This is a genomic window from Cellulosimicrobium sp. SH8, from assembly GCF_025818875.1.
Classification (GTDB): Bacteria; Actinomycetota; Actinomycetes; order Actinomycetales; family Cellulomonadaceae; genus Cellulosimicrobium; species Cellulosimicrobium cellulans_D.
In genome coordinates this window covers 77515-91415 of record NZ_JAMXMH010000001.1, presented here as the reverse complement: position 1 = coordinate 91415, position 13901 = coordinate 77515, and the positions used below count along the sequence as shown (strand labels likewise).

Sequence of the window (13901 nt, the reverse complement as noted above, 5' to 3'; positions counted from 1 at the left end):
GGAGCCGCGGGCGCGTCCGCGCGCGGCACATCTGGCGCAATCATCCCACTGGAGGGCGTCCGGGAAAGCCGGGAACACAACGATGTCGTCACGATGTCACCCGTCCGGAGGGAGCCGGTGAGCCCGGCGCGGCGTCGTCGGGCACCGTCTCGACGACGCCCGCGGTCGACGCGTCGGCGTCGCCCCCGTCCCGGTCCCCCAGGGACGCGATCGTCGCGACGACCAGCACGAGGAGCAGCCCCAGCAGGGCCACCAGGGGCCACGTGAGGCCGTTCGGCAGCCCGCCGAGGCGTCGCCCCGTCGTCGTGGACGTGCGGCGGCCGGAGGAGGACCGCGACGGAGCGGCCTGCGACTGGCGTCGGGCCTCGGCCCGCGTGGCCGGTGCCGCCGACGGGGTGCTCCCGGCGGTGCCGGCGCCCGGCCGCGCGCCGCCGCGCGCCGGCTGCGGGCGTCGGGACGAGCGGGTGCCGCCGTGCATCTCACGGCGCGGCGGGTAGGCACGGGGGCCGTTCGGGTCCTCGTCCGCCGCGGCGGGGACAGGTCGCTCCCACGGCAGAGCGGGCCCGGGGGCGGGAGGTGTGTCGGACGGCGGAGCGGTCGTCCGACCGACGGGCTCGGCGTCGCTCTCGGCGGCGTGACCACCCGCAGGTTCGGCGGCGTGGGCGCCCGGGCGGGCCCCCGGGGCGACCCAGGGCGTCGCGGGGTCGACCGGGTGCGGGTCGCGCACGGCGGCCGGGATGACGAGCGGCGTGATGACGGGAGCGGGGTCGGGCTCGGGCGCCGGAGGGGCGTCGTCCGCCGTCGCGCGCGCGCGACGGGCGCGCCGGGTGTTGGCGGTCGCGCCGGCGCGGGCGGACCAGGGGTCGGCCGCGAGGCGCGCCTGGATCTCCTCGAAGACCCGTGCGAGCGCGTCGGCCGGGTGCGGCCTCGCCAGCGGGTCCTTGGCGAGCATGACCATGACGAGCTCGGAGAGCTCCGGGTCGACCGACGACGGGAGCGGCGGCACCGGCTCGTTGACGTGCGCGACCGCGATGTCGACGGGGGTGGACCCGGTGAACGGCCGGTTCCCGAGGATCGACTCGTACGCCACGATGCCGAGCGCGTAGATGTCCGACGCCCCCGTGGCGGCCTGCCCGACCGCCTGCTCGGGCGACAGGTACTGGGCGGTGCCCATGACCATGCCGGTCGCGGTCATCGGGACCTGGTTGGCCGCGAGCGAGACGCCGAAGTCGGTGATCTTCACGGTCCCGGAGCGGTCGATGAGGATGTTGCCCGGCTTGACGTCGCGGTGCACGACGCCGGACAGGTGGGCCGCGTGGAGGGCGCGCGCCGTCTGGGCGAGGATCGGCAGGAGCCGCGCGGGCGGGAGGACGGGCTCGCGCTCCAGCAGGTCCGCCATGGGTTCGCCCACGACGAGCTCCATGACGAGGTACCCGGAGCCGTTCGTCTCGCCGTAGTCGTACATCTGGGCGATGTTGGGGTGCGAGAGCGCGGCGCTGTTGCGGGCCTCGGTCCGCAGCCGGTTGAGGAAGTCCTCGTTGCCTGCGTACTCGGTCCGCAGGACCTTGACGGCCACCTCGCGCCCGAGCGCGTCGTCCGCCGCGACCCACACCTCGCCCATGCCGCCGACGGCGATGCGCCGCACCAGGCGGTAGCGGTTGCCGAGCGTCAGCCCCCTCACGGGCTTCATCCGTTCAACACCGCCTCCATGACCGCGCGGGCGATCGGCGCGGCGATCGCGCCGCCCGTCGCCTCGTTGCCCATCGAGCCGCCGTTCTCGACGATGACCGCGACCGCGACCTGCGGGTCGTCCGCGGGCGCGAAGCTCGTGAACCACGCGTGCGGTGCCGCCTCGCCGCCCGTCTCGGCGGTGCCGGTCTTGCCCGCCACCTGCACGCCCGGGATCTGCGCCGCCTTGCCGGAGCCGTTCTGCACGACGCCGAGCATCATCTGGGTGAGCTGCTCGGCGGTCGAGGGTGACACGGAGGTGCGCAGGCGGCGCGGCTCGGACTGGCGCACGACGTCGAGGTCGGGGTTGCGGATGGTCTCGACCGTGTACGGGGCCATCTGCACGCCGTCGTTCGCGATCGCGGCGGCGACCATCGCCATCTGCAGCGGGGTGACGCGCACGTCGCCCTGCCCGATCGCGGCGTTGGCCGTGGCGCCCGGGTCCGCCTCCTCGTCGGTCGGGAAGTGGCTCGCGGTGACGTCCATCGGGATCTCGAGCGACTGGTCGAAGCCGAAGTCCTCGGCCTGGTCGCGCAGCACGTCGTCACCGAGCGTCACGCCGAGCTCGGCGAACGCCGTGTTGCAGGAGATGCGCAGCGCGTCCGCGAGCGTCATCTCGCCCGTCGGGGAGCAGCGGGACCCACCGAAGTTCTGCATCGTCGCCGTGGACTGCGGGAACTGGAAGACGTCGGGGGCCGGGATGACGCTCTCGGACGTGTACTGCCCGCTCTCGATCGCGGCGGCCGAGGTGACGATCTTGAACGTCGAGCCCGGCGGGTACGTGTTGCCGCGGATCGCCCGGTTGGACATCGGGTTGCCGTCGGCGTTGAGGAGCTCCTGGTAGCGGTCGCGCGCGGCCGCGGTGTCGTGCGTCGCGAGCTCGTTGGGGTCGTAGCTCGGCTTCGACACGAGGGCGAGGACCCGCCCGGTCTTGGGCTCGATCGCGACGACCGCACCGCGCTGGTCGCCCAGGGCGTCCCAGGCGGCCTGCTGCGCCGCCGGGTTGATCGTCAGCTCGACGGACGCCCCCTGGGGCTGCTTGCCGGTGAACAGGGCGCTCAGGCGGTCGAGCCACAGCGAGCTCGCCTCGCCGTTGAGGTAGTCGTTCTCCTTGTCCTCGATCTCCGTGCGCCCGTTGGTGAGCGAGAGGAACCCGGAGACCGGGGCGTACAGCGGGCCGTTCGAGTACTGCCGCTGGAAGCCGAACGCGTCGTCCACCGGGGTCGATGAGGCGATGGCGTCGCCTGCGACCACGATCGGGCCGCGGAACTTGTTGTACTCGCGGTAGATCGTGCGGGCGTTGCGCGAGTCGTTGTTGAGCGAGTCCGCCTGGACGAACTGGATGTACGTGGTCGACACCATGAGCGCGAGGAACATGACGAGGACGACCGTCGCGACGCGACGCAGGGGGACGTTCACCGGGCTCCTCCCCAGGGGTCGGTCTCCGGGCTGGTCGTGTCGGGGCCGGGACGCCGCACGACCTCCGTGCGGAGCTCGTCGGGGTGGCCGGGGACCTCGCCGGTCTGCCCGACGGCGGGCTGCACGCCCGTCGTCGCGCGCGTCGGACCCGTGACGGGTCCCGTCAGGGAGCCTGCGGCGGGCGCGCCGACCGTGGTGGGCGCGTCGTCGGGCCGTGCGCCGACGGCGGGAGCCCCGCTGCCCACGACCTCGACCGGATCGGAGTCGGGGCGCGTGCGCGCCCCGCCGGGCGCGACCTGCCCGCGTACGGGCAGGGACGAGGGCCGGCGCGCGTCGTCGGAGATGCGCAGCAGCAGGCCCACGACCAGCCAGTTCGCGAGGAGCGACGACCCGCCCTGCGCGACGAACGGCATGGTGAGGCCCGTGAGCGGGATGATCCGCGTGATCCCGCCGACGACGACGAAGAGCTGCCACGCCATCACGAACGCGAGGCCGCCCGCGAGCAGCTTGCCGAACCCGTCGCGGACGCCGATCGCGGTGCGCAGGCCGCGCTCCACGAGGATGAGGTAGGCGAGCAGGATGCCGATGAGGCCGGTGAGCCCGAGCTCCTCGCCGAGCGAGGCGTAGATGAAGTCGGAGAACGCGTACGGGACCGTGCGGGGGTAGCCGGCGCCCCAGCCGGTGCCGAACAGGCCCCCGTTGCCGAGGGAGAACAGACCGCCCACGAGCTGGCCCGAGCCACCGGGGCTGCGGCCGAAGATCTCGGCGTCGAACGGGTGGAGCCACACGTCGACGCGCGCCTGCACGTGGCCGAACGTCGACGCCGCGAGCACCGCGCCGACGGCGATGAGGATCAGACCGATGACGACCCAGCTCACGCGCTCGGTCGCGATGTACAGCATCGCGACGAACAGGCCGAAGAAGAGGAGCGACGTGCCGAGGTCGCGCTCGAACACGAGGATCGCGAGCGAGACGAGCCAGACGATGATGATCGGCCCGAGGTCGCGCAGGCGCGGGAGCTGGAGCCCGAGCACCTTGGGCCCGGCGAGCGCGAGCGTGTCGCGGTTCGTCACGAGGTAGCCGGCGAAGAAGATCGCGAACGCGATCTTCGCGAACTCCGCGGGCTGGAGCGAGAAGCCGAAGACGTTGATCCAGATCTGCGCGCCGTTGATGCGCGTGCCCAGGCCCGGGACGAGCGGCAGCGCGACGAGCACGATGCCCGCGATCATCGCGGTGTAGGTGTAGCGGCGCAGGGTCCGGTGGTCGCGCAGGAACCAGATCACCGCGAACGCGCAGAGGATGCCGAGCGCGGTCCACTGGAGCTGGCGCGGCGCGAGGTCCTGGGTGCCGCCCGTGACCTGCGAGCCGAGGTCGAGGCGGAAGATCATCGCGAGGCCGATGCCGTTGAGCGCGACGGCGATCGGCAGGATCACCGGGTCCGCGTACGGCGCCTTGAAGCGCAGCAGCAGGTGCGCGGCTCCCGCGAGCACCACGGTGCCGATGCTGTACACGTAGAAGCGGCCCGGGAGCTCGCCCGTGAGCTGCAGGCCCACGAGCGCGTACGCCCCGATGCCCAGCGCGAGCGCGAGGACGAGCAGACCGAGCTCCGCGCCCCGGCCGGGGCGCACCTCGGTGGTCTCCACCGTGGCCATCAGGCCCCCGAGCCGGCGCCGTCGGTGGGTGCCGGGGTCACGTCGGGCGCCCCGGCCTCCGGGGTCTCGGCGGCACCCTCGGTGGGCGCCTCCGTGGTGTCGCCGGTCGCGGGCGCGTCGGTGGACTCCTCAGCGGCCTCGGCGACGAGTCGCTCGGCCCGCGCGCGGGCGTCCTCGAGCGACTCCGCGGGGATCGTGGTCTCCAGGCGGTCGACCACGTAGCCCGGCAGGTCCGCGACGCGCGTCCCCGTGAGCTCGATCGGGGTCGACAGCGTCACCGGGCCCGCGTTCTCCGGGATGCCCCGGAACACGGCGACCTGGCCGTCGGCGACCCCGACGTAGTACTGCGTCTGCGTCCACCGGTAGCCCGCCCAGCCGGCCACGCCCAGGCCCGCGACGACGAGGAGGATCGCGACGACGGTGATCCAGCGGCGCGGCGCACGGCCGGGCCGCAGGTCGTCGCCGTCACCCGGGGTCTCCCCCGGTGCCTCGCCCTCCGCGGGGTCGGCCGCTCCGTCCGCGGCGGGATCCTCGGTGGCGGCGGGGGCGTTCGCGCTGGCCATGAGCGCCGCCGCCCGCGCGGCCGGGCCGTCCGCGGCCGACGTCGGAGCGTCGCGGTCGATCGCCGCGGACCCGACGATCTGCGCCCCGGTGCCGGGCGCCGCGCCGTCGGGAAGAGCGTCGACGTCGACGATGTCCGCCACGACGACGGTCACGTTGTCCGTGCTCCCGGCGCGCAGCGCGAGCTGCAGCAGGTGGTCGGCGCACTCGTCGACGTCAGGGGTGTCCGCGAGCGTCTGGCCGATGGTCTCGGGGCTGACGAAGCCCGACAGGCCGTCGGAGCACAGGAGCCAACGGTCGCCCGGCTTCGCCTCCCGCACCGACATGTCCGGCGTGAGGTCGATGTCGAAGTCGCCGAGCACGCGCATGACGACGTTGCGCTGCGGGTGGGTCTCCGCCTCGTCGGGCGAGATGCGGCCCGTGTCCACGAGGTGCTGGACGAACGTGTGGTCGGTCGTGACCTGGGTGAGCTCGCCGTCGCGCAGCAGGTACGCGCGCGAGTCGCCGAGGTGCGCCATCGCGAGCTTGTTGCCCGCGCGCAGGATCGCGGTGACGGTCGTGCCCATGCCGACCAGCTCGGGGTCGGTCACGCTGCGGTCCACGAGGTCCTGGCGCGCGTGGTCGATCGAGCGCTCGAGCTCGGCGAGCGCGTCGTCCGGGCCGTGCGACTCGCCGTCGAGCGGCGCGAGGGCGGCGATGGCGATCGACGACGCGACGTCTCCACCGGCGTGCCCGCCCATGCCGTCGGCGACGACGAGCAGGTGCGGCCCGGCGTAGCCGGAGTCCTGGTTGTTCGAGCGCACGAGCCCGACGTCGGAGCGCGCGGCGTAGCGCAGGGCGATGTTCACTGCGGGCTACCTCTGCAGCTCGACGACGGACTGACCGATCCGCACCCGCGTGCCCGGACCCAGCGGCGTCACCTGGCTGATGCGCTGGTCCTCGACGTAGGTGCCGTTGGTGGAGCCGAGGTCCTCGACGAACCAGGACCCGTGCTGCGGGAAGATGCGCGCGTGGCGCGACGAGGAGTAGTCGTCGTCGAGCACGAGCGTGCAGCTCGGCGCGCGGCCGATGAGGATCGACGACGTCGTGAGGGGGATCGTCGTGCCGGTCAGCGGGCCGGCGGTGACGACGAGCCGGGACGGTCCCGCGGGCGCGGCGGGGCGCGCGGGCTCCGGTGCCGCGGCAGGGGTGGGGCCCGACGTCGGGCGCGCGGCCTGCGCGGTGCCCTTGCGGCCCCGGCGCGGCGTGATCTTGGTGCCGTACAGGTCCCGACGCAGCACCCCGATCGCGGAGAGCACGAACACCCAGAGCAGCACCAGGTAGCCCAGCCGCAGCAGGGTGAACGTGAGGTCGGTCATGCGGGCCGGATCACCACTCCTCGTTGTCGGACGCGCCGGTCCAGAACATGATGCGGGTACGGCCGATCGTCAGGGAGTTGCCGTCGAGCAGCGTCGCGGCCGGCACCTGGTGACCCTCGACGAACAGGCCGTTGGTCGAGCCGAGGTCCGTCGCGATGACCCCCTCCGGCGTCACGCGGATCTCCAGGTGGCGGCGCGAGACCCCCGGGTCGTCGACGACGATGTCGGCCTCCGAGCCGCGGCCGATGACCGTGACCGGGCCCGTGAGCAGGTAGCGCTGCCCGTCGATGTCGACGAGCGGGTGCCGGGTGCTCGGGGAGGCGGACGTCGCGGGGGCCACGTTGCCGCGCACGCTGGCCGAGCGGAGCTGGAAGCGGCCGACGTCGAGCGTGTCGTTCTGCTCGAAGCTCACGCTCACCGGGCCGACGAACGCGTAGTGCTGCGACGCCGCGTACTGCGTGACGTTCGACGCCAGCTCGTCGGCGAGCGTCTCCGCGCCCCACCCCTCGACCTGGCCGAAGTCGTCCACCGACAGCTCGATGGTGAACTCGTTGGGCACGACGGTGCGCTCGCGGTCCACGACGGCGGCGCGGTCGTCGACCTCGCGCCGCAGCGCGCTCGCGAGCTCGACGGGCTTGACCTCGCTGCGCCCGACCTTGGCGAACGCGTTGTTCACCACGCGCTCGACGCCCTTCTCGAAGCGGTCCAGGACTCCCATGCCACCTCCTCCCTCGTGCTCGCTCGTGCTGCGGCTCGTGCCGCGGTCCTCGTCTGCGCCTCCCGGACGTTCTCCCGGCAGCCCCTGGTGCACACCTGCGTCCCGGGCAGACTACCTAGATCGTATCGATCACGTCTGCGACGGAGGCCCGATTCGTCGCACGATCTCCGGACGGATGTGGAGCGTTCGGGGCGGAGCGTGTGAACGTCGGGCGCGCGGTCGGCGGGGCGCCTCGTCGGTGCAGGACGACCGGCACGTGGCGGCCGTCACGTCCTGCCGCGCGGTTCCGGGCGCCGTCGTGCATCGTGCTAGTCTTCTGCGGCACGCGCGAGTGGCGGAATGGCAGACGCGCTGGCTTCAGGTGCCAGTGTCCGAAAGGGCGTGGGGGTTCAAGTCCCCCCTCGCGCACGTGACGAGGGTTTCGACTTCTCAGTCGGAAGACCTTCGGAAAGTCCCGGTCAGGTGATCCTGGCCGGGACTTTTTGCGTCCCGGCGGCCATCGACCTCCCCGTGGCCGGTCGATCTCCCCGCGACGGGAGTGCGGCGCTCCCCGCCGTCACCGTGCGGTGGTCACGACGGTGCGGCGGTCAAGCGGGAGTCAAGAACACCCGGCTTGCGCAATGGGAAACCGGTATCCTACGATCGGGAAACCGGTTACCCAGATCTCCACCTCCTCCGCGGGTCTCGACGAGCTTGTCGAGGCGGGCCAGCCCGACGTCGTCGTCGGGGGCCGCGCAGGGCGCACGACCCGGCGCCCGTGCACCAGGACGAGGTCGTCGCGTCGACCGACGCGAGCGCGGACCTGGCCACCGCGAGTCACCACGCACTGCCCCCGGTTCGATGACGAAAGGTGAGGCACCACGATGAGACGACCCGTCGCACGACGACTGCTCGCGGCCACCGCCGCGACGGCCCTGGCGGCCACGATGGGCGTGACGGCCCTGACCACGACCGCGAGCGCGGCCGTGGCCGGCAGCCCGACCGGCTATGCCACCCAGAACGGCGGCACGACCGGCGGCGCCGGCGGCCAGACCGTCCGCGCCACGACCGGCACCCAGATCCACGCGGCCCTGTGCAACAGGGCCGCCGACGACACCCCGATCACGATCGAGGTCGAGGGCACCATCAACCACGGCAACACCGCGAAGGTGTCGGGCGACAGCTGCAACACCGCGGCCGGCGTGATCGAGCTCAAGCAGGTCAGCAACGTGACGATCGTCGGCGTCGGCAACGGTGCGACGTTCGACCAGCTGGGCATCCACCTCCGTGAGGCCAGCAACATCATCATCCAGAACGTCACCGTGAAGAACGTCAAGAAGTCCGGCTCGCCCACGTCGAACGGCGGCGACGCGATCGGCATGGAGAGCGGCGTCCGCAACGTGTGGGTGGACCACGTGACGCTCGAGGCGTCGGGCGGGGAGTCCGAGGGCTACGACGGCCTCTTCGACATGAAGGCCGGCGTCCAGTACGTGACGCTGTCCTACAGCATCCTGCGCAACTCCGGGCGCGGCGGCCTCATCGGCTCGAGCGAGAGCGACACGTCCAACGGGTTCGTCACGTTCCACCACAACAAGTACGAGAACCTCGACTCGCGCACGCCGCTGCTGCGCGGCGGGATCGCCCACATCTACAACAACCACTACGTGCACCTCAACGAGTCCGGGATCAACTCCCGGGCCGGGGCGAGGGCGAAGGTCGAGAACAACTACTTCGAGGACTCCAAGGACGTCCTCGGCACCTTCTACACGGATCAGAAGGGCACCTGGCAGGTCGCGGGGAACGTCCTCGACAACGTCACGTGGTCCAGCCCGAGCGGTGACATCCAGCCCGCCGGCCCGAACCTGACCTCCACGACGTCGGTCAGCATCCCCTACGCCTACACGCTCGACGGCGCGAGCTGCGTGCCGAACCTCGTGAACCAGACCGCGGGCGCGAACAAGGGCCTCAAGGTCTCGGACGGCTCGTGCACGCCGCAGACGCCGGACCCCGACCCCACCGACCCCACCGACCCGACGGACCCGGGTCCCGTCGACCCGACGGACCCGCCGGAGCCGGGCGCCGAGACGATCTACGTCGCGCCGAACGGCACCGCGAGCGCGGCCGGCACGCTGTCGGCGCCGACGACGCTCCCCGTCGCGATCGAGCGCGTCGCCTCGGGCGGCGAGATCTTCCTGCGCGGTGGCACGTACAACTTGTCGTCGACCGTCACGATCGAGCCGGGCAACGACGGCACGTCGGGCGACCGCACCCTGCTGTCGGCGTACCCCGGGGAGCGCCCCGTGCTGAACTTCTCGGCGCAGGCCGAGGACCCGGCGAACCGCGGCCTCGCGATCGGCGGCGACTGGTGGCACGTCTACGGCATCGTGGTCGAGCACGCGGGCGACAACGGCATCCTGCTCGGCGGCAGCAACAACGTCATCGAGCGCGTCGTGACCCGCTACAACCACGACACCGGTCTCCAGCTCTCCCGTCTCGTGGCAGGCGCCCCGGCGAGCGAGTGGCCGTCGAACAACCTGATCCTCAGCAGCGAGTCGCACGACAACGCGGACTCGGACGGCGAGGACGCGGACGGCTTCGCCGCCAAGCTCACGTCCGGTCCGGGCAACGTGTTCCGGCACACCGTCTCCCACAACAACATCGACGACGGCTGGGACCTGTACACCAAGTCCGACACCGGACCGATCGGGCCCGTGACGATCGAGAACTCGCTCGCCTACGAGAACGGCACGCTCTCCGACGGTGGCCAGGCCGGCAACGGCGACCGCAACGGGTACAAGCTCGGTGGCGAGGACATCAAGGTCGACCACGTCGTGCGGAACTCCTTCGCCGTGGACAACGGCAAGCACGGGTTCACGGACAACTCGAACCCGGGCTCCATCACCGTCAGCGGCAACGTCGCGGTCGGGAACGCGGAGCGCAACTTCAGCTTCGACGCCGGGACCCACCGGTTCAGCGGCAACGTCTCGTGCGACTCCGGCGCGAACGACAAGACCGTCGGCACGGACGCGGGCGGCAACTCGTTCTGGTCCGGCTCGAACGGGTCGGCGTGCTCCGCCTACGACGGCGAGCTCGGCTGGTCGTTCGCGGCGGACGGCTCGCTCCGGGTCACCTTCGGCGGCGAGCCGACGAACCCGACCGACCCCACGGACCCGACCGACCCGACCGGCCCGCCGTCGGGCACCAACCTCAGCATCGGCGCCGGCGCGGACGGCTCGAGCAAGGCCAGCGGGACGAGCTACGGCAACGCGATCGACGGCAGCACCGCGACCTGGTGGTCGCCCAGCGGCTCGACGGGGACCGTCTCCGTCAAGTGGGGCACCGCGACGACCGTGGGCCGGGTCGTCGTCAAGGAGGCCGCGGGCGGCGGCAGCATCGGGACGTGGCGCCTCGTGAACAACGACACGGGCGCCGTCCTCAAGACGGGCAGCGGTGCGGGGACGATCACGTTCACCGCGACGTCGCTCAAGAAGATCAACCTCGAGATCACGGGCGCGTCGGGCACGCCCCGCGTCGCCGAGCTCGAGACCTACGCCGGGTAGCCCGACCCTCCTCCGGGAGACCCGTGCACGACCCCGGGCGGGACCACCTGGTCCCGCCCGGGCTCGACGACGGCCCCGCCGCGCCGTCCGCGGCGGGGCCGTCCTCCCGTGCGGTGCGCAGTCGAGGGTGCCGGGACCGGGGTCACCCGGCTCCGACCCCGTCGGGTTTCCCGTCGTCCAGAGCGCGGGCGAGCTCCGACCGCGACGCGACGCCGAGCTTGGGGAACACGTGGTACAGGTGCGACCCGACCGTCCGGGGTGACAGGTAGAGCCGGTTGCCGATCTCGCGGTTGGTGAGTCCCTGGGCCGCGAGGGCGACGATCTCGCGCTCCTGGGCGGTGAGGAGCGCGAGCGACGACGCGGTCGACCCGGCCACCGACTCCCCCGCGGCCCGCAGCTCCTGGCGTGCCGCCTGCGCCCACGGTCGGGCGCCGAGCGCGTCGAAGCCGTCGCGCGCGACCCGCAGGACGGTGCGCGACTCGGCGACGCGGCGCTGCCGTCGCAGCCAGCGGCCGTGCGCGAGCCGCGCCCGGGCCCGCAGGAACGGCCAGCCCGCGAGCTCGTCACCGGCGGCGCGCAGGAGCGGCTCGGCGTCGTCCTCCGGGGCGAGCACGGCGTCGGCGTAGGAGATCGAGGCGGCGAGCAGCGGCGACCCGTGTCGTCGCAGCGTGGCGCGCAGCGGCTCGACGGCGGCGCGGGCGGCCGCCTCCCGGCCCGCACGTCGGGCGGCGTCGGCGTACAGGGGCAGGAGGCCGTGGTGCAGGCTCGCGACCGACTCCGGGCGCCGGTCGTGGTCGACGTCCTCGAAGCCGGGCCGCAACGCCTCGTACGCCTCCTCGACCCGGTCGAGCACGAGCAGGGCCGTCGCACGGGCGCAGGTCGCGACCGCCGCGAGCGTCGGCGACCCTGTGGCGCTGACGGCGTCACGCGTGCCCTCCCAGCCGCGCAGCGCCTCCTCGCCCTCCCCCCGGACGGCGTGGAGTAGCACTTCGACGAGCACGACGGAGACCAGCGGGCGCTCGCGGGCGCGCCCGACGTCGCGGACCTCCACGGCCGCGGCGGCGGCCTCGGTCCACCGGCCGAGGTGCCAGCAGTTCCACGCGTACGTCACGAGGCTGGCCGTGAGCAGGCCGAGGCGCCCCTGGGCGTGCAGCGGCGCGATCGCGCGGCCGAGCAGCGCGGTGCCGCCGACGACGTCGCCGACGACGGAGGAGGCGCGGCCGGCGAGCGCGAGCGCCTCGGCGTCCGTGAGCGACCCGGCGCCCAGCGCGGCGACGCCGAGACGGACGGTCTGCGAGCGTGACACCGGCGCGGTGAGCGCGAGCGCCGCGAGCAGACGGGGGTCGGGGGCGGACGCGAGGCGCTCGACGGCACCGCAGAACAGGTCGCGGCACCGCGGCTCGACGCCGCGCCAGAACGCGATGTCCGCCGCCGGGGCGAGCGAGTCGAGCGCGGCCTCGGCCTGGCCGGCAGCGTGGAGCTCGCGCAGCACCTCGACGAGCCGCGACATCCGCTCGAAGTCGCCGACGGCGTCCTGCGGCCGGTACCGCAGCCAGGTCGCCCGGGCGCGGTCGGACTCCGCCAGCGGGAGGAGGTCCGCCTCGTCGAGCAGCCGGGCGAGCGCGTCGTCGTGCCCGACGTCGGAGGCGTGGAAGGCGGCGCGCACCAGGCGCCGCCCGCGGACGGCGGGGTCGGGGCTGTGCGCGGCGGCGAGCTCGAGCGTCGCGACCGACTCGAGGACGGCGCCGCGCCGCCGCGCCCGGTCGGCGCTCGTCTCGAGCGCCCCGGCGACCGACTCGTCGGGAGCGGTCGCGGCCCCGGCGCGGTGCCAGGCCGCACGGTCGGGGTCGGTCGTCACCCCGGCCAGGGCGGAGTGCGCGTCGCGTCGCGCGGCCACCCCGGCCCGGCTGTGGACGGCGGAGCGGACGAGCGGGTGGCGGAACGAGACCGCGCGCGGCTCGACGACCACGAGGCCGGCGTCGACGGCGGGCGCGAGGGCGAGCGTGTCCCCGACGTCGTGCCCGAGCGCGCGGGCCGCGGCGACCAGCTCGCCCGTCTGTCCGTCGCCCGGGTGGAGGGCTGCGAGCAGGAGCAGGGCACGGCAGTCGGCGGGCAGGTCGTCGATCCGCGCGGCGAACGCCGCCTCGACCCGTGCGGTGACGGGCACTGGCGAGGTGACGAGGGCGCCGTCGGGCAGGCGTCGCCACGCGCCCGCGAGCTCCACGAGGGCGAGCGGGTTGCCCTGCGCCTCCCGCAGGAGCCGGTCGCGCAGCACGGGGTGGAGGTCGGGGGCGGCGCGGCGTGCGAGCACCGCGGCGGCGTCCTCGTCGAGCGGCGCGAGGTCCACGGGGAGGAACGGGACGTCGTCGAGCGGCGGGTGCAGGGGCTCGCGGCTCGAGCAGACGAGCAGCACCGGGTCGTCGTCGATCCGGCGGGCGACGAAGGCGAGCACGACCGCGCTCGACGCGTCGAGCCACTGGACGTCCTCGACGCCGAGGAGCAGCGGGGTCGCCGCGGCCCGCTCGCGCAGCAGGTCCAGGGTGGCGAGCGCGACGGCGACGGGCTCGGGCGCGGGACCGGTCGGGTCGTCGCGCGTGGCGACGGCACCGACGGCGCGCCGCACGAGCGCGGTGCGGGCGTCGGGCGCGGGCCCGGCGAGGAGGGGCTGGAGCAGCTGGTGCAGCGCGGCGTAGGCGACGTGCGTCTCGGACGGCACGCCGACGCACCGCAGCGCGAGCACCCCCTCGGTCCGTGCGGTGGCGACGAGGTCGTCGAGGAGGGAGGTCTTGCCGATCCCTGGTTCGCCGTGCAGCACGACGCGGACGCCACCCGCGCGCGCCGAGGTCAGGGCGTCGTGCAACGCCCGACGTTCCGCCGCCCTCCCGACGAGCTCCCGCACCCGAGCATGATCCCGTCGCGAGGTGCC

General features: G+C 73.8%; 8 protein-coding genes and 1 tRNA gene. 2 read left to right on the top strand and 7 right to left on the bottom strand.

The window, feature by feature from the left end; all coding sequences use genetic code 11:
- Positions 1-88: 88 nt before the first annotated feature.
- From NF338_RS00405 to NF338_RS00380, 6 genes are read right to left on the bottom strand one after another with little or no spacing between them, the layout of a single operon-like run.
- Entirely contained in the window at positions 89-1690 is a 1602-nt protein-coding gene (locus NF338_RS00405; RefSeq protein ID WP_264028973.1) for a serine/threonine-protein kinase, read from the bottom strand.
- A complete protein-coding gene (locus tag NF338_RS00400; RefSeq protein ID WP_264028972.1) occupies positions 1687-3147 on the bottom strand; it encodes a peptidoglycan D,D-transpeptidase FtsI family protein in 1461 nt (486 codons plus the stop codon). The genes NF338_RS00405 and NF338_RS00400 overlap by 4 nt, the downstream gene beginning before the upstream one ends.
- Positions 3144-4799: an FtsW/RodA/SpoVE family cell cycle protein gene (locus NF338_RS00395; protein ID WP_264028971.1), complete on the bottom strand. Its 1656-nt coding sequence runs from the start codon at positions 4797-4799 to the stop codon at positions 3144-3146. Before NF338_RS00395 ends, NF338_RS00400 begins: the two co-directional genes overlap by 4 nt.
- Positions 4799-6208: a Stp1/IreP family PP2C-type Ser/Thr phosphatase gene (locus NF338_RS00390; RefSeq protein ID WP_264028970.1), complete on the bottom strand. Its 1410-nt coding sequence runs from the start codon at positions 6206-6208 to the stop codon at positions 4799-4801. Before NF338_RS00390 ends, NF338_RS00395 begins: the two co-directional genes overlap by 1 nt.
- 6 nt (positions 6209-6214) lie before the next feature.
- Complete coding sequence (locus tag NF338_RS00385) at positions 6215-6718, bottom strand: FHA domain-containing protein (RefSeq protein WP_087470445.1); 504 nt, start codon at positions 6716-6718, stop codon at positions 6215-6217.
- 10 nt (positions 6719-6728) lie between these two features.
- Complete coding sequence (locus NF338_RS00380; protein WP_047230883.1) at positions 6729-7436, bottom strand: FhaA domain-containing protein; 708 nt, start codon at positions 7434-7436, stop codon at positions 6729-6731.
- Positions 7437-7761: 325 nt separating this feature from the next.
- On the opposite strand from NF338_RS00380, the gene NF338_RS00375 reads away from it, so the two are divergent.
- Positions 7762-7844: transfer RNA gene (locus tag NF338_RS00375), tRNA-Leu, on the top strand.
- A 455-nt stretch (positions 7845-8299) separates the two neighbouring features.
- Positions 8300-10975, top strand: a complete 2676-nt coding sequence (locus NF338_RS00370; protein ID WP_264028969.1) for a polysaccharide lyase family 1 protein — start codon at positions 8300-8302, stop codon at positions 10973-10975.
- A 142-nt stretch (positions 10976-11117) separates the two neighbouring features.
- Here the strand turns inward: NF338_RS00370 and NF338_RS00365 are convergent, their stop codons facing one another.
- Positions 11118-13874, bottom strand: a complete 2757-nt coding sequence (locus tag NF338_RS00365; protein WP_264028968.1) for a helix-turn-helix transcriptional regulator — start codon at positions 13872-13874, stop codon at positions 11118-11120.
- Positions 13875-13901 lie beyond the last annotated feature (27 nt).

Bases quoted from the DNA above. Each gene is read 5' to 3' on its own strand.
- NF338_RS00395 (WP_264028971.1), bottom strand. From the start codon at position 4,799: ATGGCCACGGTGGAGACCACCGAGGTGCGCCCCGGCCGGGGCGCGGAG.
- NF338_RS00405 (WP_264028973.1), bottom strand. From the start codon at position 1,690: ATGAAGCCCGTGAGGGGGCTGACGCTCGGCAACCGCTACCGCCTGGTG.
- NF338_RS00380 (WP_047230883.1), bottom strand. From the start codon at position 7,436: ATGGGAGTCCTGGACCGCTTCGAGAAGGGCGTCGAGCGCGTGGTGAAC.
- NF338_RS00370 (WP_264028969.1), top strand. From the start codon at position 8,300: ATGAGACGACCCGTCGCACGACGACTGCTCGCGGCCACCGCCGCGACG.
- NF338_RS00385 (WP_087470445.1), bottom strand. From the start codon at position 6,718: ATGACCGACCTCACGTTCACCCTGCTGCGGCTGGGCTACCTGGTGCTG.